The following is a 23,525-nucleotide window of genomic DNA, read 5'->3' as shown; positions in this document are numbered from 1 at the left end:
CGAATCACTCAAGAGAGGAGAAGAACGTCATGAGTGAGAAGAAGCTCAGAAAACGAGCTGATGAGGCCGAATTGAAAGAAAATGGGCTGAAAGAAACAGCGCCGGAAGAGCGCGCGCAGGGAGAGCATGTTTCAGAAGAGCGCGCGGCGGAGGATTTTGTGCAGGAGGAACTGCAGATCCGCCTGCCAGGCCGCACCCTGGATGCGCACGCTCTGGTGCGTGAGAGGGTGGCGCATATTCTGTCGCTAGGGCAGGAACCCTCGCCGAGCCCCTATAACGCGGCGCGGTTGCCGGGTTTCCTCGCCTCCTGCCTGAACCCGGTGTACTTAGATGACCCTGTGTACTTGGAAGAGAAACACCTGGAAGAGATGAACCAGCCGGAGCATCAGGGTGTGTACCCCGAAGCTCCGGTGGGCACAGCCTCCAGCAGTTCTGACCCTGCGCCCCTGCTCAATCCAGCACCCCTGCTCAATCCATCGCCCCTGTTCAATCCAGCCCTCAGCGCTCAGGAGGTTGAGGCGGCGTGCCGCGAGTACATCCGCTGCTGCACCGCTCAGCTGATGCGCTACGCCGAACCCGCCGATGAGCTCGTGGTCGAATCCCTCGCAACCCTGGGAGCGCCGCTGACCCTACACTACCTGATGACCGGGCACATCCCGGATGAGCACACCTGGGAGCACGGCGAACCGGATACGCAACTCAGCGATTTTCTGCGCTCGGTGGGCGCACCCGCGGAAGGGGAGTCCGCCCTGTTCTGTAGCGCGAATGGCTACTACACGCCGGGTGAGCATCAGATGAGTCGCGATAAGTTCGGCAAGGCGCTCGCGACCCGCCGCCTGCGCTGGAACCGCCGTATGGAACGCACCCTGAACGCGGAGGCGCACATGGCGGCAACCTGCGGGGCGTGGCTGGTCACTCCCGCCGATCCGCTGTGGCCGCCGCAGCTGAACGATTTAGGGCCCGACCGACCGTACGGGCTGTGGTGCCGAGGCGATTCGCGGCACCTGCTGGATGTGGCGTCTGCCCCGAGCGTGGCGCTGGTCGGTTCGCGTGACCCGAGCATCTACGGTACGGAGGCGACGACCCACCTCGCCGCCGAGCTGGCACGCCGCGGGTACACGGTGATTTCTGGCGGTGCGATGGGCATCGATATTGCGGCGCATCGGGCGGCGCTGACCCAGCAGAGTAGCGACCTGCCGACCATCGCTTTCATGGCGGGTGGGCTGGACCGGTTGTACCCGGCACAGAACTCGGATGCGTTGAACATGATTGTTGACCGTGGGCTCATTATGAGCGAGGTGAGCGTGGGCAATACCCCCACGCGTTGGCGTTTTCTGGAGCGTAACCGTCTGATTGCGGCGTTGGCGCGGCACACCATTGTGGTGGAGGCGCGCTGGCGTTCCGGTGCCCTGAACACGGCTCGTCACGCGATGGAGATTGGTCGTACCCTCTGGGCGGTTCCGGGGCAGATTAATTCGCCGAACTCGGTGGGTACGAACCGTCTGCTACGCGATGGACTAGCGCAAACACTCACCGAGGCCGCGGACATCCTCGAATACGATGCCGCCGCGGGTTTCGAACTGGGCACCGAGCACGAGAGCGAATGGGATCAGGCTGCATCCTCCAGCGCGCTGGACGAGCTGACCGAACGACAGGGCAGGGTGTGGGACGACTTGAGCCCGCGTACCTACCGTGGCGTGGACGAGATTGCCGCAGCTCTTGGATTGGGTGCTCGCGACGTGATGGCTGACCTGTTCCACCTGGGTCGCTGCGGTCTGGCGGAGAGCCGTGGAACAAGCTGGCGGAAGGTCCGCCCGGCTGTCGCGGTGTAGAAGAGCCCCCGCTGAACACTCCCGCTGAAAACCCCAGCTGAACGCCCGCGCTGAAACCCCTGCAGAACGCCCAGGTAGTAGCGGGTTGTGGCGGTCGGTCATGACGGGGCGGCCGGTCATGACAGGGCAGCACGTGGAGAGCGTGGAACCTCTCTACAATTGGGGGTAGGCTTGCGCGTACTGGCGCGGAGCCTACCCCCGCCGCCACGCTATCGGCAGACGCGCGGAGAGAATGTCGAAAGACCAAAACCCGAAAGGAGGGACGCATGACCGCCGCCCGCCAGCCTGAAAACCGAGCTGAAAATCAGGCAGAAAACCGAGCTGAGAACCAGGAAGAATACCGGGACGAGGCTCCCTCCACGACCCTGCCGGTGACCTACACCCGCAGCCTTGCTGCCGATTATCCCGAAACCCAAGCTGAGGGTCCAGATTCTGCCCTGCCCGATTCTGCGCTGCCCGAATCGGCACTGGGTGTTTCCGGTGAGGTGTTCCGCCCCGTCCTGGACCGTTTTGAGCGTTTTTTGCGCTACGAGAAGCACCGTTCCGAAGAGACAATCCGTTCGTATATCTCCGATTTGGAGGGCTTCTTCGGCTACATGGCGCGCCGCGGCGTGCGGCATCTGGACAGCATTGATGCGTCCCTGATTCGTGAGTGGTTGGGCTCGTTGCATCTGCGGCAGGCGGCTCGTTCTACGGTGGCGCGCCGCGGTTCGACCCTGCGCACGTTCTTCACCTGGGCTCAGGAGGAGGAACTGGTGTACGCCAATCCCACCCGCGGTATGCGCACCCCCAAGCGGGAAAACCACCTGCCGCCGGTGCTGAGCCGTGAGCAGATGAACCAGCTGCTGACCACCCTGCAGGAGCGTCGGGCGCAGGATTCTCGTGATGCGCGCCTGCTGCGCCTGGAAGCTGTGGTTGAGGTGCTGTACGCCTCGGGTATGCGTATTTCTGAGCTGACCGGCCTGGATTTGCAGAGCGTGGACCGGGCGAATAAGACGGTGCGCGTGCTGGGTAAGGGTAATAAGGAGCGCGTGGTGCCGTTGGGTACCCCGGCGCTTAGGGCGCTGAATCGTTGGGTGTCCTATGGTCGTCCGCAGTGGATTCCGGAGGGTGCGCAGGGTGTGACGGCGCTGTTTATTGGCCCTCGGGGCGGGCGTGCGAATGCCCGTCAGATTCGTGAGGACCTGACCCGCCTGCTGCGCACGGTGGAGAATACTCAGGCGTCGGGTGCGCACGTTTTGCGTCATTCGGCGGCGACTCACCTGGTGGATGGTGGTGCCGATATTCGTTCGGTGCAGGAGCTGCTGGGTCATTCGTCGTTGGCGACCACGCAGATTTACACGCACGTGTCGATGAAGCGTCTGGCGGAGACGTACGCGCGGGCGCATCCGCGAGCATAGGGGTGGCAACCCGAAAGTTAGCTGTCTCTCTATTTGAACCTTGTCCGTTCGGGTTGTACGAATGGACAAGTTCAATCTAAGCTATACACTGTTCAATGTCTGCCTAAATATCCCGCGCAGCCCAAAGTTTCTGCACAGTGATGTTTATGCAAGGCGGCTGAACAAGGTAGCATAGGTAACAGACTAACCGTGGTCTTCGTCTCTATAACGGCACCGCGTACGAGTATTAAAAACCAGAAAGGTCGCACCGCATGCGCGCACTCGTTTGCCCCGGACAGGGCTCCCAGAAGAAGGGCTTCCTGAGCCCCTGGCTCGAGATTGAAGGTGTGCGTGAGCACCTGGAACGACTCTCCGAAGCGGCAGACGTCGACCTGATTCACTACGGCACCGAAGCCGAAGAAGAAACCATCAAGGACACCGCAATCGCCCAGCCCCTCATCGTGGCTGCAGGCATCGTCACCGGTCGCCTCGCACTGCGCGAACTCGACGGTGAAGAACTCATCTTCGCGGGCCACTCCGTCGGCGAAATCACCGCAGTAGCCCTCGCAGGCGTACTCAGCGACGAAGATGCAATGCGTTTCGTGCGCGTGCGCGCGAACGGCATGGCGGAGGCGGCAGCCGCCTCCCCGACCGGCATGGCTGCAGTACTCGGCGGTGTTGAAGAAAACGTCCGCGAAGCCATCGACGCAGCAGGCCTCGTCGCAGCAAACTCCAACGGCGGCGGCCAGATTGTAGCCGCAGGCCCCATCCCCGCCATCGAGGCATTCGCCGCGAACCCGCCCGCGCGCGCTCGCGTCATCCCCCTGAAGGTCGCTGGCGCATTCCACACCGAGGCAATGGCACCCGCCGTGCCCGCACTGGAAGAGTTCACCGCATCCCTGCAGATCTCCGACCCGACCTCTGCACTGCTGACCAACCGCGACGGTTCCGCCGTGGCATCCGGTGAAGAGTTCGTCAAGACCCTCGTCTCTCAGGTCACCAGCCCCGTCCGCTGGGACCTGTGTATGGCAACCCTGCTCGAGCGTGAGGCTGCCGGCATTATCGAGGTCGCTCCCGCAGGCACCCTGGTCGGCCTGGCAAAGCGCGCGATGCGCGGCGTGCCCGGCACCTCCATCAACACTCCCGAGGACCTCGCCTCGCTGAAGGGCTAAACACCGGGGGAGAGCACCCCGCCCTCCCCGCGCTGGGAACCCTTCACACTAGACATGCACTTTAGACCTGCGAGGCACACAGTGTCTTGCGAGCATCAGCACTAAGGATTGAATACGTGACTACCCTCAAGCAGTACGAAATCAACCGCTACTCCCGCATCCTCGGTTACGGCGCAGCCCGCGGCGATGTCATCGTCCCCAACGATGACATCGTTGAGGCAATCAACTCCTCCGACGAGTGGATCAAGCAGCGCACCGGCATCGCAACCCGCCACCGCGCCAGCGAAAACCAGTCGGTAGCAGACCTTGCCATCAGCGCTGCAAAGGACGCCCTCGAAGCATCCGGTGTAACCGGTGAGGACATTGAGGCGGTCATCATCTCGACCATCTCGCACCCCTACGCAACCCCCTCCCTGGCAACGCTGGTCGCCGACGCAATCGGCTCCAAGTGCCCCGCATACGACATCTCCGCAGCGTGTGCAGGTTTCTGCTACGGCATCGCCCAGGCAGACGCCCTCGTCCGCGCGGGTACCGCAAAGCACGTGCTGGTCATCGGCGTTGAGAAGCTCTCCGACTTCATCGACAACACCGAACGCACCATCTCCTTCCTGCTCGGCGACGGCGCAGGCGCAGCAGTCGTAGGCGTCTCCGACGAACCCGGCATCGCCCCGACCGTATGGGGTTCGGACGGCTCCCGCTGGGGCACCGTCGGCATGACCCACTCCCTGCTGGACATCCGCAACCGCGACTTCGCCGCAAACCCCGTCGAAGAAGGCGAAAAGCTCTGGCCCACCCTGCGTCAGGACGGCCCCTCCGTCTTCCGCTGGGCAGTATGGGAAATGGCGAAGGTCGCCAAGCAGGCACTCGAAACCGCCGGCATCACCCCCGACGAGCTCGGCGCACTCATCCCGCACCAGGCAAATGCCCGCATCATTGACCAGATGGTCAAGACCCTCAAGCTTCCCGACACGGTGGCAGTGGCACGCGACATCGTCGATGCCGGTAACACCTCCGCCGCATCCGTCCCCCTCGCCGCGCACCGCCTGCTCAAGGAGAACCCGGAACTCTCCGGCAAGTTCGCCCTGCAGATCGGTTTCGGTGCCGGACTGGCATTCGCGGCTCAGGTGGTCGTCCTTCCCTAAGGAAAACCACCGGAGCCCGATGCTCCCCGCCCCTCACGACCGGCACAGCGCCGGTGTGCGAGAAAGAAAATAAAGCGGGAAAGCATCCCCACAAACTCCGAGTTGACCCATGCGTACACCACGCAGACACGATAAACTCGGTAATGCACGCGTACCCCCACCCGGCGGGTGCGATGACCATCGAAAAAACAAAGGAGCCCCTGAATGGCTAACAAGGAAGAGATCCTCGCAGGTCTGGCAGAGATCGTTAACGAAGAGACCGGCATTGAGGTTGAGGACGTTCAGCTGGACAAGTTCTTCACCGAGGACCTGGACATCGACTCCATCTCGATGATGACCATCGTCGTGAACGCTGAGGAGAAGTTCGAGGTGACCATCCCGGACGAAGAGGTCCAGAACCTCAAGACCGTTGGCGACGCAGTCGAGTTCATCGCGAACGCTGCCTAAGCTATAACCAATAACGAGGCGGCGCAGGCTCTCACCGGCCCGCGCCGCATCGCTATTCACTCAACCAACCCAACACACTCCCGGGAACACACAGGGTGCGATGACTCCACTCTCCACGGCGTGAAAACGCCCACTGTAAACCCCGGGCCCAACAGGTTTTTATCCACACACCACCGGATAAACCACCAACTCGACCACCGAAGAGAAAGTGCCACAATGTCTCGAAAAGTGCTGGTGACCGGCCTCGGCGCGACCACCCCCATTGGCGGCGACGTCCCCACCACCTGGGAAAACGCAACCAAGGGCGTATCTGGTGTATCCACCCTCGACCGCCCCTGGGTCAAGGAATACGACCTGCCCGTATACATTGCAGGCCAGCTCGCTGTGCCCGCCCTCGAATCCGGCCGCCTCACCAAGGTAGAAGCAAAGCGCCTGGATCCCTCGGGTCAGCTCGCCCTCATCGCCGCACGCGAAGCATGGGAAGACGCAGGATTCTCCGGCCCCGACGCCGACTCCGCAGAAGAAGTCGACCCCGAACGCACCGGCGTAGCCTTCGGTACCGGTATCGGTGGCGTGTGGACCCTCCTCGACGCATGGGACACCCTACGCGAAAAGGGCCCCCGCCGCGTCCTCCCCATGACCGTTCCGATGCTCATGCCCAACGGCAACGCAGCAGCCGTCTCCATGAACCTCAAGGCACGCGCCGCAGCACAGACCGTCGTCTCCGCATGCGCATCCTCCACCGAAGCCATGCAGCTCGGTGCTGAAATGATCCGCAGCGGCAAGGCAGACGTCGTCATCGTCGGCGGTGCCGAAGCAGCAATCCACCCGCTTCCCATGGCAGCATTCGCCAAGATGCAGGCACTCTCCTCCCGCAACGACGAACCCGAAAAGGCATCCCGACCCTACGACGTTGACCGCGACGGCTTTGTCATGGGTGAAGGCGCAGCAGCGCTCATCCTCGAATCCGAAGAGCACGCCAAGGCACGCGGCGCACGCGTCTACGCGGAACTGGCAGGCACCGGCGTATCCTCCGACTCCTACCACATCACCGCACCGGACCCCGCAGCACTCGGCGCAACCCGCGCACTGCGCGAAGCCCTCGAAGACGGCAACATCGATCCGAAGACCGTCGTGCACATTAACGCGCACGCCACCAGCACCCCCGCCGGTGACCTGCCCGAAGCAACCGCAATGCACGAAACCTTCGGCGAGCACACCAAAAACATTGCCGTCTCTGCAACCAAGTCCATGACCGGCCACCTGCTCGGCGGCGCGGGCGCACTCGAAGCCGTACTCACCGTACTGGCGCTGCACCACCGCACCGCACCCTGCACCATCAACCTGGACAACAAGGACCCCCAGATTGACCTGGACGTGGTGACCGAGGCACGCGAGCTGCCCGCCGGCGAGATTGTGGCACTGTCGAACTCCTTCGGTTTCGGCGGCCACAACGCGGTTGTAGCATTCCGCTCCGTAGAGGATTAATCCTTCAGGGCTTCTAGCCTTATATAGATATAACGCTCCCTCAATCTACTGCGTGTAGGTGGGGGAGCGTTATGTTTTGGATGCGTTTGGGGGGGGGTACTGGTTCACGCTTGCGGGGGAGTGTCCCCTCTGCGGCGCCTTAACTTCAAAGAACCCAGCCGCCTTGAGGACGGAGCCCCCGCTTCGCGTGTCCGGTACGCCCTCACGTTAAAAACGGGTGGCGTATCCGCTCCGGCACTGCGAATACGCCACCCAAACACACCACACTCCACAAGACAATGCAGAGCGCGCGGGATCAACCATCCCGCAAGGTTCCCGTAACCCCCATCGCGCACCACGGTAGGCGACGACAGAAGAACGGGAGCTTATGACCGTTCGATACGCACAACGCCCCCTGCATAGGTGTATAAAGGCGCATGCTGCGCGTTCTTCCGGAAGTATTTCGACGGGGCTCCCACGCCGGTTCCGTTGAGAAAGCAATTCGGTATGGTTGCCTCCCGATGGTGAAGTAGCTCAGCATCTAATGCCGCTTAAACCGCGCAGTTTAGTGCGCGCAGATGCTGTGTCGAAAACTATCCAAAGAATGCAGTCAATGGAGTAGTCTTCCAGCTTCAAATGGCAGAAGCTTTTGATGTGAGTGCTCGGTTGGTCCGAATCATGTCGCTCTCAACGGAATCGGTTTATCGGTGATGGGAGCTCCTGCAGATAAGAATAACCTTAAATAACCCCTAGATTAAAACTTAAATCAATAATTTAACCTTATTGTTATAATTCCTTGTCATAAAGGTATTGATGGGTGTTCAATGTGTTCTGGGTAACCTCTCAGAAGGCTCCGTCACTCTTTGGTCTGTTTGGTGCTCTCCATCGTTACAAAACCGTAATAAAACACCCCCTCAGCAGACTGCCAAACCTCTCAAAAACGCCCTACGGCCAAGCTGAGTAGAAGATGTACACATTGCAGTCTCGAAAGGTACTCAGTGGAGCCCCCCAAACGGTACCGGAAAGACGACTTTTGAAGACAAACCGCAAAGACGAGCTCCCACGCATCAGACAAAAATGCGGTCATAAAACGTCATCTTGTCACGGAAGTTATCCCAGAGAAAACAAATTAAACCCCCGGTATGCGCTGTGGCATAATCAGTATCAACATCGTGCTCCGGGGTCGGTGAAATTCCGAACCGGCGGTCACAGCCCGCGAACCGCTCTCGCAAGCAGGCAAAATCGTACGAATCTTCGCATCCGCACAGGATGCCAAGACTCCGCTAGAGAAGCCCGCCCGCAAGAGAGGCCGAACCGGTGAAAATCCGGTGCCGACAGTACAGTCTGGATGGAAGGTAGCACGAGCAGAAAAAGGCAGGAGCGCACTCCGCCGCACCTCCCGAAAACCGGGATTGCGTGCAGGGTTCACCGAAGCAGTTACTTGAGAAAACTGTTGCTCGCAAAAACTGTTGCTTGGGAAAACTGTTACTCGAGAGCACAGCGGTTTTCTGCGAGGCAGCTTTCTATGAAACACTTTCTATGAAACAGGGGAGAGGCACCTTTCGTAGGTGCCGGTACGTTATTCCCCTCGACCGCAACCGGCTGATGTCAGCCACGGTTGGCTGATTCGCCGCTCCCGCCTCACCACGGATACCGGGCACCCCATAAGATGCCCGCGGTAGCCGCCCTTTTCTGTTCCTCTCCCCGGAGCCGCCGCAGATGCGCCCACAGCGCATCCGACACACGGTCCAACTCAGAGAGGAAAGAAACAATGGACATCTTGCGGTGGCTCTTCGACGCACAAATTCACGTGGGGGACCAGTCCCTCCTCGTGCGCGAAGTTCTCGGAAACGCATTCGGCCTGGCATCGGCGCTCGGCGGCATGCGACGCAAAGTATGGGCGTGGCCCGTCGGCATTCTCGGCAACCTGCTGCTCCTCACCGTCTTCCTGGGCGCCCTCGTCGGCAGCCCGCACCCCGTCACCATGCTCGGCCAGGCAGGCCGCCAGATTATGTTTATTGCCGTGTCCATCTGGGGCTGGCATCGTTGGCGCACCACCCGCGCCGCCGGTGGTGACGCCTCCGAAGGTGTCGCGGTAATTCCCAAGTGGGCTACCAACACCGAACGTGCAGGTCTGGTTGTCGCCATGGTCGCGGGTACCCTGCTGCTCACCCCCATCTTCCGTGCCCTCGGCTCCTACGAACCGGTCTGGTCCGACGCCTGGATCTTCACCGGCTCGCTGCTCGCCACCTACGGCATGGCGCGCGGCTGGGTTGAATTCTGGCTCATCTGGGTTGCCGTCGACCTGGTCGGCGTGCCTCTGCTGTGGAGCGCAGGCTACTACGCGACCTCCTTCATGTACGTGTTCTACGGATGCTTCACCCTGGTCGGCTTCTTCGTCTGGTGGCGCACCCGCAACATGGAGGCGCAGAAGACCCAGGTGCAGACCCAGTTCCCCGACGTGACCGTTGAGGTAACCGACGTGCAGAAGGGCCGTGCATAAATGCCGCAGAACCCCTCGCTACAGGTGCTGGCGAGCGCGCACCTGCCCGTAACCGTTACCCCGAGCGTATCTTCGCCGCGCAACGATGCGGACTATTCCGCCGCGGAGTACGGTCACCTCGCCGGGTTGCCCGCCGCACGCACCCTTCAGCTGCCCAGCCCCGAGCAGGAGCTCAGCCACGCAGAGGCCATGACCCTGGCACTGCAGGCGGCACGCCAGGGTATCCGCGGCGCGAACCCCCTCGTCGGCGCCGTCATCACTGACGCGCACGGGCATCTGCTGCACGTGGGCTACCACCGAGGCGCAGGCACCCCGCACGCCGAAGCCGACGCCCTCGCCGCCGCCCGGGCTGCGGGAACTGACCTCACCGGCGCCCGCATGTACGTGAGCCTCGAGCCCTGCAACCACACCGGACGCACTGGCCCCTGCTCCCACGCCGTCGCCGAGGCGGGCATCAGCGAACTCTACTACGCCTACAGCGACGACACCGAAAACGCAGCCGGAGGCGCCGCCTACCTGAGCTCGCAGGGCGTCACCGTGCACGCCATGGAGGAGTTCGCGAACGCATCCTACCTGCTGAACGAGCGCTGGTTCATTGCCGCCGCCGAACGCCGCCCCTTCATTACCGCAAAGAGCGCCTCCACCCTGGACGGGTTCATTGCGGCAGTTGATGGTACGAGCAAGTGGATTACCGGCCCCGCCGCGCGCATTGACGGGCACCTGATTCGTCACCGCGCCGACGCCGTCATGATCGGTACCCGCACCACCCTCATGGACGACCCGACCCTGGACGCGCGCGACGCCAACGGGGAACGCTTCGAGAAGCAGCCGCTGCGCGTGGTCATGGGCAAAACCGAGATTACCGAGAACTACCGCGTGCGCGGCTTCAACCCGCCCGAAGGTGTGGAGATGGACCCGCAGAATTTCCTGCAGGTCTTCACCCACGACCCGCGTGAATTGCTCGATGAGCTGTACGCCTGCGGGGTGCGGCACCTCATGATTGAGGGCGGCCCCGGCATGGTCGGCCTCTTCGCCGGTGAAGACCTCATCGACGAGATGGTCTGGTACCGCGCCCCCATGATTATGGGACAGGGTAAGAGCGCCGTGTACGGTCTGCTCGTGGACACCCTCGCGCAGGCGCCGCGCCTGCAATTGGACGACCTGGGTATGTTCCCGGCGGTGCGCGTGCTGGGCAATGACACCGCAACGCACCTGGTGCCGGCACCTCGCGGAACGGCGCAGGCCCCCGGGCAGCGGCGTACCCTGCCGAAGCTGGATGCCTGCCACGCGCCCGAACTGAGGCTGGACTAGACGGAGACTGGACTAGTAGCGGCTGGACTAGCCTCCGCCTGGGTTGAGCGCGGGCGGGGGGATAGTACCTCAAGGAACCCCCGCCTGCGTCCGGCTAGTTTGTGCCGGCTGGTTCGCACTGGCGAGTTTGCACCGGCTAATTCATGCCGGCTGGTTCGCATGCTGGCACAAAAACTCCCCGTCACGGGGAATATTCGAAAAATACGTATAGTTATACCAACGAACAAACCATCGCCGCCCGTCGCCCTCAACGACGACGCCCCGGCGGACACGGCGAGAAAAGGAAAAGCACACATGTTTACCGGAATCATTGGCGCCCTCGGCACCGTAGAATCCATCACCCCCATCGAAGGTAGCGACGCAGCCTACCTGACCCTCAATGCCGGTGACATTGTCGCCGACCTCGAACACGGCGGATCCCTCGCCGTCAACGGTGTATGCCTCACCGCTATAGACCTCGACCAGCTGCAGCCCGGCCAGTTCCGCGCCTACGCGATGGGTGAGACTCTGCGCCGCACCAACCTCGGCAACCTGAACCCCGGTGACACCGTCAACCTGGAGCGCTGCCTGCCCGCCGGTGGCCGCCTCGACGGTCACGTTGTGCAGGGCCACGTGGATGCGGTGGGTACCCTCGCATCCGTCACCGCGCACGAGGCGTGGAGCACCCTGCGTTTCAACCTGCCCACTGAACTGGCACCCCTGCTTGCTGAGAAGGGCTCCATCGCTGTTTCTGGCGTGTCCCTGACCGTCACTGCCGTTTCTGAGCCCGGTGAAACCCCCGCATGGTTCGAGGTCGGCCTGATCCCCGAAACCCTGAAGGCAACCAACCTCGGCGCCCTCAAGGTCGGCGACAGCGTGAACCTTGAGACCGATGCGCTCGCTAAGTACGTGCAGCGTCTGACCGCGTTCGCAGGCGTGCCCCAGGCATCTTCCTCTGAGCAGGTTGCGACTCGTCGCGCCGATGCCGCAAGCGTCCTCGACAGCGTGCAGACCGCAGTGGACGCTATCGCCGCAGGTCGCGCCGTGGTCGTCGTCGACGACGAAGACCGCGAAAACGAAGGCGACATCATCTTCGCCGCCGAGCACGCAACCCCCGAGCTGATGGGCTTCATGATCCGCTACACCTCCGGCGTGGTCTGCGCACCCCTGAGCAACAAGCGTGCCGACGAGATGAACCTGCCGCCCATGGTCACCAACAACGAGGACCCCAAGGGCACCGCATACACCGTCTCCTGCGATGCGGCATCCGGCGTGAGCACCGGCATCTCCGCGGCAGATCGCGCACGCACCGTGCAGATCCTCGCGGATGCATCCTCGACCCCGGCGGACATCACCCGCCCCGGCCACATCTTCCCGCTGCGCGCCGTTGACGGCGGCGTGGCGGAACGCCCCGGCCACACCGAAGCCGCAGTGGAACTCTCCCTCGCGGCGGGCCTGTCTGGCGTGGGCGTTATCGCCGAGGTCGTGAATGACGACGGCTCCATGATGCGTTTCGACGCACTGCGCGCCTTCGCAACCGAGCACAACCTGCCCATGATCTCTATCGAAGACCTCATCAAGTACGTAGCTAAGGCGTAGGCGAACGCATGAGCGAAACCCCTAACACCCAGGCAACGCCGGGCAGCCCCGCAGAGCTGAGCAACCCCGCGGCTGTCACCTTGGCAGAGCCGGGCACCCTGGCCGAGCCGGTTGAGGCACAGGCTGAAGAGCTCAGCACCGAATCCCTGCGCATCGCCTCCCAGCTCGCTGAAGGCTACCGAGTCAGCCCCCTCGACATGGTGCCCAACCCCAGCCCGCTGCTGGTCGAAAGCACCGAAGAGGTCGCCGTACCCACCCCGCAGGGCCTGTTCGGTTTGCGCGCCTGGCGATTCGCAGACGGTGCCGAGCACATCAGCGCCCGAGCCCTCGACCGTGACGGTACCCCCGTACCCGCCGAGGACGGGGGAGCGCCCGCGGTGCGCATCCACTCCGAATGCGCCACCGGCGACATTTTCGGTTCCTTCCGATGCGATTGCGGACCCCAGCTGGAGAACGGCCTGCGCATCATTGGCCGCACCGGCGGGTACCTCATCTACATGCGCAACCACGAAGGACGCGGCATCGGCCTGGTTAACAAGCTCCGCGCCTACGCGCTGCAGGATGCCGGGCTCGACACCCTCGACGCGAACCTGGCGCTTGGCCTGGACGGCGACATGCGCGACTACTCGCAGACGGCACTGATCCTGCAGGAACTCGGTGTGAACGAGCTGAGGCTCGTGACCAACAACCCCGCCAAGCAGGAGGCGCTCGAAAGCCTCGGCCTGCAGGTTACTGAACTCATCCCGGACGAAATTCCCGCCCGAGTCGAGAACGCACACTACCTGCAGACTAAGCGTGAGCGTATGCGCCACGTACTCAAAAGCGCGTAGCGGCACCCCTACAAACTAAACTTTTCAATAACCCAAACCCCACAAGGAGAACACAATGAGCGGCGTAGGCGCAGCAGACACCACCCTCAACCCCGAAGACTACAAGGGCTTCAAGCTCGCAATCGTAGCGGCAAGCTGGCACACCCAGGTCATGGACGGCCTTATCGACGGCGCGCAGCGTGCAGCACGCGACGCAGGTATCGAGCCGACCCTCGTGCGCGTTCCCGGCACCTTCGAGCTGCCCGTCGCAGCAACCCGCCTCGCTGAGAAGTTCGACGCAATCGTCGCGCTCGGCGTGGTCATCCGCGGCGGCACCCCCACTTCGACTACGTCTGCCAGGGCGCAACCAACGGCCTGACCGACGTGTCCGTGCTGACCGGCCGCCCCATCGGCTTCGGTGTGCTCACCTGCGACAACGAGCAGCAGGCACTCGACCGCGCAGGTCTGGAAGGCTCCAACGAAGACAAGGGCTACGAGGCGACCGCAGCGGCACTGCAGACCGCAGCAACCCTCAAGCAGTTCAGCAACTAACACGGCTGAACGGTACGCGGCTCAGTTTTACGAAGAGAACTATTGGATCTTCACCGTGAAACTGGGCCGTAGCACCGGTTAAACTGAAACAACCCGCGCACCAGGCTTACCGGGATTTATCAGGCATTATCGGGTGTATCTGAATCTGGCAGGTATGCGCCAGAGAGATACACACCGGCACATATGTCCCGGTACCCCCATGTACCGGTAAAACCGCATGCACCGGTAAAAACCCCGCGCGGCAGCTAAGGGACACAGCGCACCGACGCGCTCCCAACCCAACACCAAGGAGTACAGCAATGCAGGATTTGGGCACCATCACCCCCAGCCTCGAAGAATTCCGCGCTCGCGCAGCCGGCACCCGCGTCATTCCCGTACACATCAAAATCCTCGCCGACTCACTCACCCCCATCGGCATCTACCGATCCCTTGTACTCCAAAACGACCAGGGCGAACCCGTCGAAGCAGCCCACGGCACCTTCCTGCTCGAATCCGCCAAAATCTCCGCAGAAGGCGAATCCGCAGCCTGGGACCGCTACTCCTTCATCGGCGCATCCTCCCGCTCCACCCTTACCACCGTTGACGGCGCAGTCCACTGGCAGGGCCGCACCCCCGCCGGCGCACCCGTCGACGGCGACCCCGTAGAAGCCATCGCAAAGACCCTGCAGATGCTCTACACCGAACCCGACCCGACCCTGCCGCCGCTCACCTCCGGCCTGGTCGGCTACCTCGGCTGGGATGTCGTACGCCACTGGGAGCACCTGCCCTTCCCGCCCGCCGACGACGTGAACCTGCCCGAATTCGCGCTCAACATGGTCTCCGACATGGCAATCCATGACAACAAGGACGGCACCGTCCTGCTCGTCGCCAACGCCATCAACTTCAACGGTACCAGCGAAAACGTTGACGGCGCCTACGAGGATGCCGTCGCGCGCCTGCACAGCATGCTCCGCCGCCTGCAGCGCGGCGCCGCCGCAACCACCTCCACTCTCTCCGGCGTGGCAGACGTTGACCGTAAGGTCCGCGAAGACGTCACCCTCACCTGGAGCGAACAGGGCTTCAAGGACGCCATCGACCGCTCCAAGAAGAACATCATCGACGGCGACGTCTTCCAGATCGTGCTCTCACGCCGATTCGAAGCCGAAACCAACGCCAAGCCCCTCGACGTGTACCGTGTACTGCGCCAGTCCAACCCCTCGCCGTACATGTACCTCTTCAACTTTGAAGACAGCAACGGCATCCCCTTCCACGTCGTTGGTTCCTCCCCGGAGGCGCTCGTCACCCTCAAGGACGGCATCGCCAGCACCCACCCCATTGCCGGTTCCCGACCGCGCGGTGCAACCCGCGAAGAAGACCTCGCACTCGCCGAGGAACTGCTCGCCGACGAAAAGGAACGCTCCGAACACCTCATGCTCGTCGACCTGGCACGCAACGACCTCTCACGCATCGCCAAGCCCGGCACCGTATCCGTCGACCAGTTCATGATCATTGAGCGTTTCAGCCACATCATGCACATTTCCTCCGCCGTCAGCGCCGAACTCGACCCGCAGTTCAGCGCCTACGACGTGCTGCGTGTCGCCTTCCCGGCGGGCACCCTCTCCGGCGCGCCCAAGCCGCGTGCCATGCAGCTCATCGACGAATACGAACCCACCCGCCGCGGCGTCTACGGAGGCGTATGCGGCTACTTCGACTTCGCCGGCAACATGGACATGGCAATCGCCATCCGCACCGCCGTCCTCAAGGAAGGCACCGCCTATGTACAGGCAGGTGCAGGACTCGTCATGGACTCCAACCCGGACTCCGAAACCCTCGAAACCGTCAACAAGTCCGCCGCCCCGCTGCGCGCCGTGCTGACCGCCTCCGGCCTGGCGCCCCTGGACGCAGACGCAGCCGTCAACGCCACCAAGTAACCCAAGGAGACACCATGAGCACCGTTCTCGACGAGATCATTGTCGGCGTCCGCGAAGACCTCGCCGCCCGCGTACAGCAGGTTTCCCTCGAAGAAATGAAGAAGCGCGCCCTCGCAGCTGCACCTGCCCGCGACGCACTCGCCTCCCTACGCGGTGAGGTACCCGGCGGCGGCAACGGCACGACCGCACGCATTATCTCTGAGGTGAAGCGCTCCTCACCGTCCAAGGGTGCGCTCGGCGAAATCCCCGACCCCGCCGCGCTCGCCGCACGCTACGAGGCAGGTGGCGCCGCAGCGATCTCGGTACTCACCGAACAGCGCCGCTTCAACGGCTCTCTCGCCGACCTGGACGCTGTGCGCGCCGCTGTGAACATCCCCGTCTTGCGCAAGGACTTCACCGTCGACGAGTACCAGATTTGGGAGGCACGCGCACACGGTGCTGACCTGGTGTTACTGATTGTGGCGGCCCTTGACGAGCAGACCCTGCGCGAGTTCCTGGAGCTCACCGAGTCGCTTGGCATGAACGCCCTCGTCGAGACCCACACTCCCGAAGAAATCGAGGTCGCCCAGCGCATCGGCGCCAAAATCGTCGGCATCAACGTGCGTAATCTCAAGACCCTCGAAGTCAACAACGAACACTACGCATCCCTCGCAGCGCACCTGCCCAAATCTGTCATCAAGGTTGCTGAGTCTGGTGTCGCCGGCATCGAAGACGTGCGGGCCTACGCCAGCGCCGGTGCCGATGCGATTCTCATCGGTGAAGCACTGGTTCGCTCCGGCGACCCCGAAGGTACCGTGCGTGAATTCTCCAAGGTGCCTGTGACCCGATAAAGGTTTTCTCTGGTTGTGAAGCCGGTGTCTGCTCCCTCGCAGGCACCGGCTTTTCTGCGGTCTTTTAACAAGCCACCAGGTGCCCTGTGATGTAAATCTATGGGTAGATTACATGTGGAGAGTTTGTTATACGTGCCTGGGGGAGTAGTGGCTGGTATTCTATGGGGGACATTTCACTAAAATGCACTGTATATCCGGCTGTATAGTGCATGCTGTCTGTCTTGATGGAGAGCTGAAATGATTGAGATGCCAATTATCACCCACACTGACACATTGAGAATACTATGAGCAAATATCTTGGACGAATTGCTCCGTCCGCTGTCTTTTCTAAGCTTTTTTCTGGTTTTCTGACTGGTCCTGTCCCTGTTCTTGAGGATCGGGGTTATAAATCTTCTGAAGCTGACGCTTCTTCTGAACAAAAGTTGTTACCTGCTCGCCGTACGTGGGCGGCGGCGTTGCTGATATGGGCTGTGGCTTGTATCTTCCACTTGGGATTTTTTGCATTAGCTTATGCCCAGCATAAGCGTCATCCTACGCCTGAAACACCCCTAGATATAGATTTCCCGGGTTATCTGAATGTTTGGGATGCCACCTTCTACGGTCGTATCTACGCCAACTGGTATCCGCATGAGCTACCTATTCGTACCAATGGTTCGGTCGATTTTAACAACTGGGCCTTTTACCCTCTGCAACCTCTTCTTGGCGGTGGAATATCAAACATATTCGGCATTAGGTTCCCTATCGCTTCCTTGGTTGTGAGCCTTTTTGCTGGGTTTGTGCTGGCTGTGGTGCTTTATCGTCTCTTCATTGGCTCGCTGAACTGGCATGCTCGCGGTGTTTTTGATACTCGTGCGTTGGTGGGGGATGAATCTCGCAGCCGGCTCGCATTGTGGGGTTTGGCTGTGTACGCGTTGAGCCCGGCTAGCCCAATCTTTGTAACCGGTTATGCGGAGGCTCTTTCGACTCTGCTACTTGCTTTGAGCGTATGGTGTGTACTCCGGGGTCGGTATGTATTGCTTCTGCCTGTGGCGCTTCTAGCGGCGCTGTCCCGCCCGGTTGGTGTACCGCTGGGTGCGTTCGTGGGTCTGTGGTGGCTGTGGTGTACGGTGAACGACTACCGTCGCCGTCGTATCGAGGATGCATCGCACTCTGCGCTATCCGATGCCTGGGCAGCATTCCGTGGGCGCTTCGGTCAGCTCCTTGGTGCCTTGCTGGTATGCTCTTTCGCATTTGCGCATCCTTTGTATGCAGCTCTTTATACGGGACGTCACGATGCGTATCTCGCAACGGAGCTGGGATGGAGTAACCGTAAGCCTAGTGATGGACACCAATACTTCATTCAATGGGTAAACCATATCTATCGAGATCTCTCGGGTGCGGTCCCTAAGGTTGTTCTTGCGCTACTCTTTGCCGCGTTGATAGTGGGTTTCTACTGGTGGATTTCCAATAAGTTGAGCCGAACTCTCATCCACCCGGCGATGTGGTTGTGGACGGCTAGCTACGCCGGGTACCTCTTCGTCTTCTGGCTCCCGATCTCATCCACCGTGCGTATTCTGCTGCCGCTGTTCCCGCTCTCTCTATTGGTTGCTTCCTATCTGCCGAAGAGCCGATGGTACCGCCCAGCCCTGGTGGTTTTGAGCATTCTTATGTCTGCAGGATGGGTGATTGTGCTGTGGGGTAATATGCTCATTACTAGGCATATTGTGCTCGTTCCCTAAATATCAAATGGTAAAAAGCCGGTGCCCGGTCCTGCCAATAGCAGGAACCGGGCACCGGCTTTCCACGTTAGAGGGAGCTTTAGCGGCCCGTATAGTCCGCGTCCGCAATATCCTTCGGCCAGCGCGCCTTACGGAACGGCGCCCACGTAAACGCTGCCGCCACCAACAACAAACCACTGACAATGAACGCCGGAACAAAACCCCACGTATCTGCAATCAAACCAGCCACCAGCGGACCCAAAATCATACCAAAATCACTACACATCTGATACACAGCCAACACCTGGCCACCACTACGGCGAGTACCAATCACATCAGACACCGCAGCCTGAATCGACGGACCCATAAACGCCGCACCAATACCCAGACACGCCGTCAACGATACAAACACCCACGCCACCGGCGCGAAACCCATAAACGTCACCGCAGAACCCGCCAACAGCAGACCCGAAAACGCCATCACACGGCGACCAAAACGATCCGAAAAACGACCCGAGAACGTCTGCGTCAACGCATTACCAAACGAGTTTGTCGCCATCGCCAAAGACGCTAACAGGGTAGCCGCCACCGAATTCGACATATCGCCACCAGTCGCCAAATACGCCGCCGCCAACGGAATAATCGACGACTGCACACCAAACACCGACCAGCCAATCGCCCAGTTCGAAACCAAAGCAGAACGGTAATTCGAGAACTTCAACGCGTCACGAACCGTCATCGCAGGCAGGTCACTCTTACCCGAAGAAGACTCAGGCTTAGCGCCCTTACCGGATGCACCAGCGGGGGAGGGCGCCGCTGACGGCAACACTCCGGTACCCTTACCCTCAGCCAGCAGCGCCGCCTCCATAATCGCGTCACGCTCCGCCTCCAGCGCCGCCTGCGACGGCATCAAAAACCACACAATCAGGCCCGCCGTCAGCAACGAAAAACCATACATAATGAACGTCGCACGCATACCAAACGGTGCCAGCGCGCTCGCAATCACCGGGCCCAGTAGATTACCCAACAGGAACGCCGTCGCATAGTAGCCTGAAATACGGCCACGCATATGCGCCGGGGACAAACGCACCAGCAGACCCATCGCAGAGACCGTGAACATGACCGAACCGATACCCGCAACCGCGCGCGAACCCAACAGCACCCAATAATCCCAAGCGAACGCAATCATAAACGACGTCGCCGACACGATCAGCATGCCAATCGTGTACACCGGACGCTCACCCCACCGGGTAATCAGCTGACCCGCCGACGGTGCAAAAATCAGGCGCGTAATCGCCAACGCAGAAACCACCATCGTCGCCATCGTGACCGTCGCATTAAAATTCTGCGCATAGTTCGGTAGCACCGGTGCCACCAAACCAAAACCCACCGCAATCATGAACGACGCAGCAATCAGCACCTTCAAACCGGTCGGCACACGGTTCGGATCAATCGTGTGCGGGTCAAAAACAGGCGGTGTTGTGGCAGGGTTCCTCATGCTCATCCTCGAAATCGTGCGGTGCCGTGCGGCAGTTACAGGCTCCACCCGTAACCACCAACCATGTGCTCGGCTAAAAAACTTAACAGTCTCCAGTCTACTCCGCCGACAGCCGGGCATGCGCGTAACCTTGACTAGCCAAACCGCCCAAACCGGTAAGCTAGTAGTGTGAATGAAACGATGATGATAATCTGCGCAATCGTGCTGGGTGTACTGGTTATCGCCGGTGTACTTTTCGCCGTTCTGCGCCGACCCAAGAAGACCGCGAACCTGCAGTCTTTGCGTCAGGAGGCGGCAGAAGCCTCCGGCGGATCGGCGGAAGAACCCGAAAGCTCGGCACCTCGCGCTATTGAACTTGATATGCCCGACCCGTCCGCGGGTCGCCTGGTGCGCCTGCGCGCCCGCCTGGCACGCTCCAACAATATGCTTGGCAAGGGCCTGCTGGCTCTGCTCTCCCGCGACCGCATCGACCAGGACGTATGGGACGAAGTTGAGGAAACCCTGCTGCTCGCCGACCTCGGCTCCGAGCCGACCACCCGCCTGGTGGAGGCGCTGCAGCAGCGCGTGCGCGTTGAGGGTACGAGCAACCCCGCCGCCGTGAAGAAGATGCTCCGCGAAGAGCTTGTGAAGATTGTTCGCCCCGATATGGACCGCGAACTGAAGACCGCTGGCAGCGACGGCAACCCCGGCGTGGTGCTGGTCGTTGGCGTGAACGGCGTCGGTAAGACCACCACGGTCGGCAAGATTGCCCGCGTGATGGTCGCTGACGGTCAGACCCTGCTCCTGGGTGCCGCGGATACGTTCCGTGCGGCCGCGTCTGAGCAGCTGACCACCTGGGGTGACCGCGTGGGTGTGAAGACCGTGCGTTCTGAGAAGGAAGGCGCCGACCCCGCATCCGTCGCGTTTGATGCCGTGAAGGCTGGCAAGGAGCAGGGCGTTGACACCGTGCTCGTGGACACCGCGGGCCGCCTGCAGAACAAGTCCGGTCTGATGGATCAGCTTGGCAAGATCAAGCGTGTTATCGAGAAGGAAGCGCCGGTCACCGAGGTTCTGCTCGTCATTGACGCGACCACCGGCCAGAACGGTATGGTTCAGGCGAAGGTCTTCGGCGATATCGTGGACGTCACCGGTATCGTGCTGACCAAGCTCGACGGCACCGCAAAGGGCGGCATCGTGGTCGCTATTCAGGAGGAGCTCGGCGTTCCCGTCAAGCTCATCGGCCTGGGTGAAGGCCCGGACGACCTGGCGCCGTTCGACCCGGAAGCATTCGTGGACGCGCTGCTGGACTAACATCCTCATACTCCGCCGAGAAGCCACATGTGTTTCGAGAAGCCACCAAAGACGTGGCTTTTCGAAACACATGTGGCTTTTCGCGGTTAAATTTGGGGTACCCCAGCAGTACGCAGCACCTGCAAGGCCCGCCTCGGACGGTAAATAGCATCCTTGGCAGAAACACGGACGACGGCATACCCGGCGTGGAGTAGCCGATCCTGTCGGGTTTTCTCCCGAACCAGGTCCTCTTTAGCGTTGTATTTGACGTTGCCGTCTACCTCCAGAATGACGGGCCTGCCGTGGAGGCTAGTGGCGTGTAGCAGAAAGTCCACTCGATAGGCATGACCTTCGCAGATGATGGTTTCTTGCTGCTTGTATCGGATTCCCTGGTCATCGAGAAGTAACCGCATGCAGGTTTCAGCAACGGATTCTGAGTGTGGGCTGAGCTCATGTCCGACGAGGCGGGCGGTTCGGCACCCGCGGCCAGATGCAGATGAGAGTTCTTTCTTGAGCTCTTCGTAAGTGAGCATATCCGGTTCCGGAGCGAAGCGCTGAAGGGCACTTTCGGCCAGTATGAGCCCGTCGCGAAAGGGTAGGGTTTTCACGCAGGTGGTGATAGCTGTTAGCGGTGTGACGGTGGGGATCCCCTCGGGCGTGTACACGATGGGGCTGTCCGCGGTGAGGGTGTCTTGGATGCGCTGGATGTTTTCTCGGCGGCCGCCTCCGGCTCCTCGTACTTGAACGTGACGTGGTGGGCTGAGGGAGGAGACACCCCAGGCGATGGCTGCGCTTTGTGCGGCGAGGATGTTGGCGGGGTATTCGTTGAGGTGAGCGAGGATGCACACGTAGTGCTGGTCGTTGGGGTGTAGGTTGTTCCAGGTTTGGGTGGGGAGAAGGTGCCCTTTTGAGACGCGGGTGAGTTCGCCGCGGTTGAGAGCGTGGCTTAGGGTGATTCGCGTGTGGGTAGCTGAGGTGATGAGTTCGGTGCGGGTGCGTATCATCGTTGATAGTTCTTCTCTAGTAATCATGCTTTAATTGCATCAAATGAGAGTATTTATGTTCAAGTGTTACGTTTAGCTATTACGCCGAAAAGCCACATGTGTTTCGAAAAGCCACGTTTTTGGTGGCTTTTCGAAACACATGTGGCTTCTCAGCGAGAGGGATGTGGATAAGTTGAGTGAATACGGCTCGGTACCTTACCTACCGGATGCTACTTGTTGAACTGTGAAACAATCAGCTCAGCAAGTGCAGGCTGGCATGCTACCAGGCTCACAACAGCAAGGAAGAAGCTCATGCTTGCCTCCTGAACAGAAGGGCGAATGAGAATGCCGCGGTAGAGTGCGTTCAGCGCCTTAACCGAGTACTTGAAACACTGGAACAAAGCCGCAGCCAGGAAGGCCACAGTAAGCAGATTGAGCATAATCAGGGTGAACCCTGCAGCGCCGTATGACGCAGTAACTGCCTCAATGAAACGCACAACCATGCCACCCTGAGGGTGAGACTCGTAGTGTCCGCTGATGGTGGTGTAGATGGTGGCAATGTTGTACTTACCCGCCCCGAGGAGAGTGAACCAAGCGCCACCAACAATCGCCAGCAGGGAAGCAGGGTAGAGCACATTCAGAATGGCGTGCGCGGAGGAGCTAACACTCTTGGTGCTAAGCAGCTTTACCTGCCAACAGACGAGGGCGAGACAAGTAGCCCAGCAGGCTGCGAGGGTCCAGCTGATAGTGGGCCAGCTGATGATGAATGCACCCGCGATAAGGAGGCCGCCACCAACAGCAAGTGCGATGTTGCCGAAGGCATCGTCATCACTTGCCTGCGCATCCTTGGAGGATGCATGGTTGTGCGTGTGCTGGCTGTTGTCGATGGTGGTGTGGTTGCCGTCGCCGCTAATGGCTGCGGAACCGTTGCCTACCTGCTGGTGGGTGTTGTGCACGCGGTTGCCATTGCCGTTGATGGTGCCGACGCTGAGCTTCTGCGTGGTACCCCCGGTGTTGGCGCTCGCCTCAGCCTTCTTGGCTTCGGCGCGGGCAGTCCGGGTCTTGAACCAGGCCGTCAAGAGCCCCGCGATTGCGGTGAACAGGGGGATGAGGATCGGTGCGTACTTGTTGATAAACTCCATGAGT

General features: G+C 61.0%; 17 protein-coding genes, 1 pseudogene and 1 riboswitch. Of the genes and pseudogenes, 15 read left to right on the top strand and 3 right to left on the bottom strand.

What is annotated here, in order from left to right; all coding sequences use genetic code 11:
• The first annotated feature begins 29 nt into the window (after positions 1-29).
• From dprA to NML54_RS06955, 14 genes and pseudogenes are all read left to right on the top strand, one after another.
• A complete protein-coding gene (dprA, locus tag NML54_RS07020) occupies positions 30-1,832 on the top strand; it encodes a DNA-processing protein DprA (protein WP_254756979.1) in 1,803 nt (600 codons plus the stop codon).
• Between the two features lie 266 nt (positions 1,833-2,098).
• Entirely contained in the window at positions 2,099-3,232 is a 1,134-nt protein-coding gene (locus NML54_RS07015; RefSeq protein WP_254756977.1) for a tyrosine recombinase XerC, read from the top strand.
• A gap of 251 nt (positions 3,233-3,483) precedes the next feature.
• Entirely contained in the window at positions 3,484-4,383 is a 900-nt protein-coding gene (locus tag NML54_RS07010) for an ACP S-malonyltransferase (protein WP_254756975.1), read from the top strand.
• A 116-nt stretch (positions 4,384-4,499) separates the two neighbouring features.
• A complete protein-coding gene (locus tag NML54_RS07005; RefSeq protein WP_254756973.1) occupies positions 4,500-5,525 on the top strand; it encodes a beta-ketoacyl-ACP synthase III in 1,026 nt (341 codons plus the stop codon).
• A gap of 204 nt (positions 5,526-5,729) precedes the next feature.
• Entirely contained in the window at positions 5,730-5,972 is a 243-nt protein-coding gene (locus tag NML54_RS07000; RefSeq protein WP_254756971.1) for an acyl carrier protein, read from the top strand.
• Positions 5,973-6,188: 216 nt separating this feature from the next.
• The gene (fabF, locus tag NML54_RS06995; RefSeq protein WP_254756969.1) at positions 6,189-7,460 is read left to right on the top strand and encodes a beta-ketoacyl-ACP synthase II; all 1,272 of its coding nucleotides are present in this window, start codon (positions 6,189-6,191) and stop codon (positions 7,458-7,460) included.
• Between the two features lie 1,147 nt (positions 7,461-8,607).
• Positions 8,608-8,805: riboswitch (FMN riboswitch) on the top strand.
• 405 nt (positions 8,806-9,210) lie between these two features.
• On the top strand, positions 9,211-9,942 hold the full coding sequence (gene pnuC / locus NML54_RS06990) for a nicotinamide riboside transporter PnuC (RefSeq protein ID WP_254756967.1): 732 nt from the start codon (positions 9,211-9,213) through the stop codon (positions 9,940-9,942).
• A complete protein-coding gene (gene ribD, locus NML54_RS06985) occupies positions 9,943-11,253 on the top strand; it encodes a bifunctional diaminohydroxyphosphoribosylaminopyrimidine deaminase/5-amino-6-(5-phosphoribosylamino)uracil reductase RibD (RefSeq protein ID WP_254756965.1) in 1,311 nt (436 codons plus the stop codon).
• Between the two features lie 294 nt (positions 11,254-11,547).
• A complete protein-coding gene (ribB, locus tag NML54_RS06980; protein WP_254756963.1) occupies positions 11,548-12,831 on the top strand; it encodes a 3,4-dihydroxy-2-butanone-4-phosphate synthase in 1,284 nt (427 codons plus the stop codon).
• A gap of 8 nt (positions 12,832-12,839) precedes the next feature.
• A complete protein-coding gene (locus NML54_RS06975; protein ID WP_254756961.1) occupies positions 12,840-13,661 on the top strand; it encodes a GTP cyclohydrolase II in 822 nt (273 codons plus the stop codon).
• 55 nt (positions 13,662-13,716) lie between these two features.
• Positions 13,717-14,192: pseudogene (gene ribH, locus NML54_RS06970) on the top strand (6,7-dimethyl-8-ribityllumazine synthase).
• Between the two features lie 299 nt (positions 14,193-14,491).
• Positions 14,492-16,102, top strand: a complete 1,611-nt coding sequence (locus NML54_RS06965) for an anthranilate synthase component I (protein ID WP_254756959.1) — start codon at positions 14,492-14,494, stop codon at positions 16,100-16,102.
• Between the two features lie 14 nt (positions 16,103-16,116).
• Positions 16,117-16,932 carry an indole-3-glycerol phosphate synthase TrpC gene (gene trpC / locus NML54_RS06960; RefSeq protein ID WP_254756957.1) on the top strand — a complete coding sequence of 272 codons (816 nt, stop codon included), beginning with the start codon at positions 16,117-16,119 and terminating at the stop codon, positions 16,930-16,932.
• Positions 16,933-17,216: 284 nt separating this feature from the next.
• Positions 17,217-18,650, top strand: coding sequence for a hypothetical protein (locus NML54_RS06955; RefSeq protein ID WP_254756955.1), 1,434 nt, complete (start codon positions 17,217-17,219; stop codon positions 18,648-18,650).
• A gap of 79 nt (positions 18,651-18,729) precedes the next feature.
• Here NML54_RS06955 and NML54_RS06950 read toward each other — a convergent pair whose 3' ends face one another.
• The gene (locus NML54_RS06950) at positions 18,730-20,127 is read right to left on the bottom strand and encodes an MFS transporter (RefSeq protein WP_254756953.1); all 1,398 of its coding nucleotides are present in this window, start codon (positions 20,125-20,127) and stop codon (positions 18,730-18,732) included.
• A 180-nt stretch (positions 20,128-20,307) separates the two neighbouring features.
• Between NML54_RS06950 and ftsY the strand changes: the two genes are divergently transcribed.
• Complete coding sequence (gene ftsY / locus NML54_RS06945; RefSeq protein WP_044150495.1) at positions 20,308-21,417, top strand: signal recognition particle-docking protein FtsY; 1,110 nt, start codon at positions 20,308-20,310, stop codon at positions 21,415-21,417.
• Positions 21,418-21,503: 86 nt separating this feature from the next.
• On the opposite strand, the gene NML54_RS06940 is transcribed toward ftsY, so the two are convergent.
• Both NML54_RS06940 and NML54_RS06935 read right to left on the bottom strand, forming a co-directional pair.
• Positions 21,504-22,427: a hypothetical protein gene (locus NML54_RS06940; RefSeq protein ID WP_254756951.1), complete on the bottom strand. Its 924-nt coding sequence runs from the start codon at positions 22,425-22,427 to the stop codon at positions 21,504-21,506.
• 182 nt (positions 22,428-22,609) lie between these two features.
• On the bottom strand, positions 22,610-23,521 hold the full coding sequence (locus tag NML54_RS06935) for a hypothetical protein (RefSeq protein WP_254756949.1): 912 nt from the start codon (positions 23,519-23,521) through the stop codon (positions 22,610-22,612).
• Positions 23,522-23,525 lie beyond the last annotated feature (4 nt).

This window comes from Rothia gullae, from assembly GCF_024294905.1.
GTDB lineage: Bacteria > Actinomycetota > Actinomycetes > Actinomycetales > Micrococcaceae > Rothia.
Note: the sequence above shows the minus strand (reverse complement) of the source record. Positions and strands in the feature narration are given on the sequence as shown.

Bases quoted from the DNA above. Each gene is read 5' to 3' on its own strand.
- dprA (WP_254756979.1), top strand. From the start codon at position 30: ATGAGTGAGAAGAAGCTCAGAAAACGAGCTGATGAGGCCGAATTGAAA.
- NML54_RS07015 (WP_254756977.1), top strand. From the start codon at position 2,099: ATGACCGCCGCCCGCCAGCCTGAAAACCGAGCTGAAAATCAGGCAGAA.
- NML54_RS07010 (WP_254756975.1), top strand. From the start codon at position 3,484: ATGCGCGCACTCGTTTGCCCCGGACAGGGCTCCCAGAAGAAGGGCTTC.
- NML54_RS07000 (WP_254756971.1), top strand. From the start codon at position 5,730: ATGGCTAACAAGGAAGAGATCCTCGCAGGTCTGGCAGAGATCGTTAAC.
- fabF (WP_254756969.1), top strand. From the start codon at position 6,189: ATGTCTCGAAAAGTGCTGGTGACCGGCCTCGGCGCGACCACCCCCATT.
- pnuC (WP_254756967.1), top strand. From the start codon at position 9,211: ATGGACATCTTGCGGTGGCTCTTCGACGCACAAATTCACGTGGGGGAC.
- ribD (WP_254756965.1), top strand. From the start codon at position 9,943: ATGCCGCAGAACCCCTCGCTACAGGTGCTGGCGAGCGCGCACCTGCCC.
- ribB (WP_254756963.1), top strand. From the start codon at position 11,548: ATGTTTACCGGAATCATTGGCGCCCTCGGCACCGTAGAATCCATCACC.
- NML54_RS06975 (WP_254756961.1), top strand. From the start codon at position 12,840: ATGAGCGAAACCCCTAACACCCAGGCAACGCCGGGCAGCCCCGCAGAG.
- NML54_RS06965 (WP_254756959.1), top strand. From the start codon at position 14,492: ATGCAGGATTTGGGCACCATCACCCCCAGCCTCGAAGAATTCCGCGCT.
- trpC (WP_254756957.1), top strand. From the start codon at position 16,117: ATGAGCACCGTTCTCGACGAGATCATTGTCGGCGTCCGCGAAGACCTC.
- NML54_RS06955 (WP_254756955.1), top strand. From the start codon at position 17,217: ATGAGCAAATATCTTGGACGAATTGCTCCGTCCGCTGTCTTTTCTAAG.
- NML54_RS06950 (WP_254756953.1), bottom strand. From the start codon at position 20,127: ATGAGGAACCCTGCCACAACACCGCCTGTTTTTGACCCGCACACGATT.
- ftsY (WP_044150495.1), top strand. From the start codon at position 20,308: ATGATGATAATCTGCGCAATCGTGCTGGGTGTACTGGTTATCGCCGGT.
- NML54_RS06940 (WP_254756951.1), bottom strand. From the start codon at position 22,427: ATGATTACTAGAGAAGAACTATCAACGATGATACGCACCCGCACCGAA.
- NML54_RS06935 (WP_254756949.1), bottom strand. From the start codon at position 23,521: ATGGAGTTTATCAACAAGTACGCACCGATCCTCATCCCCCTGTTCACC.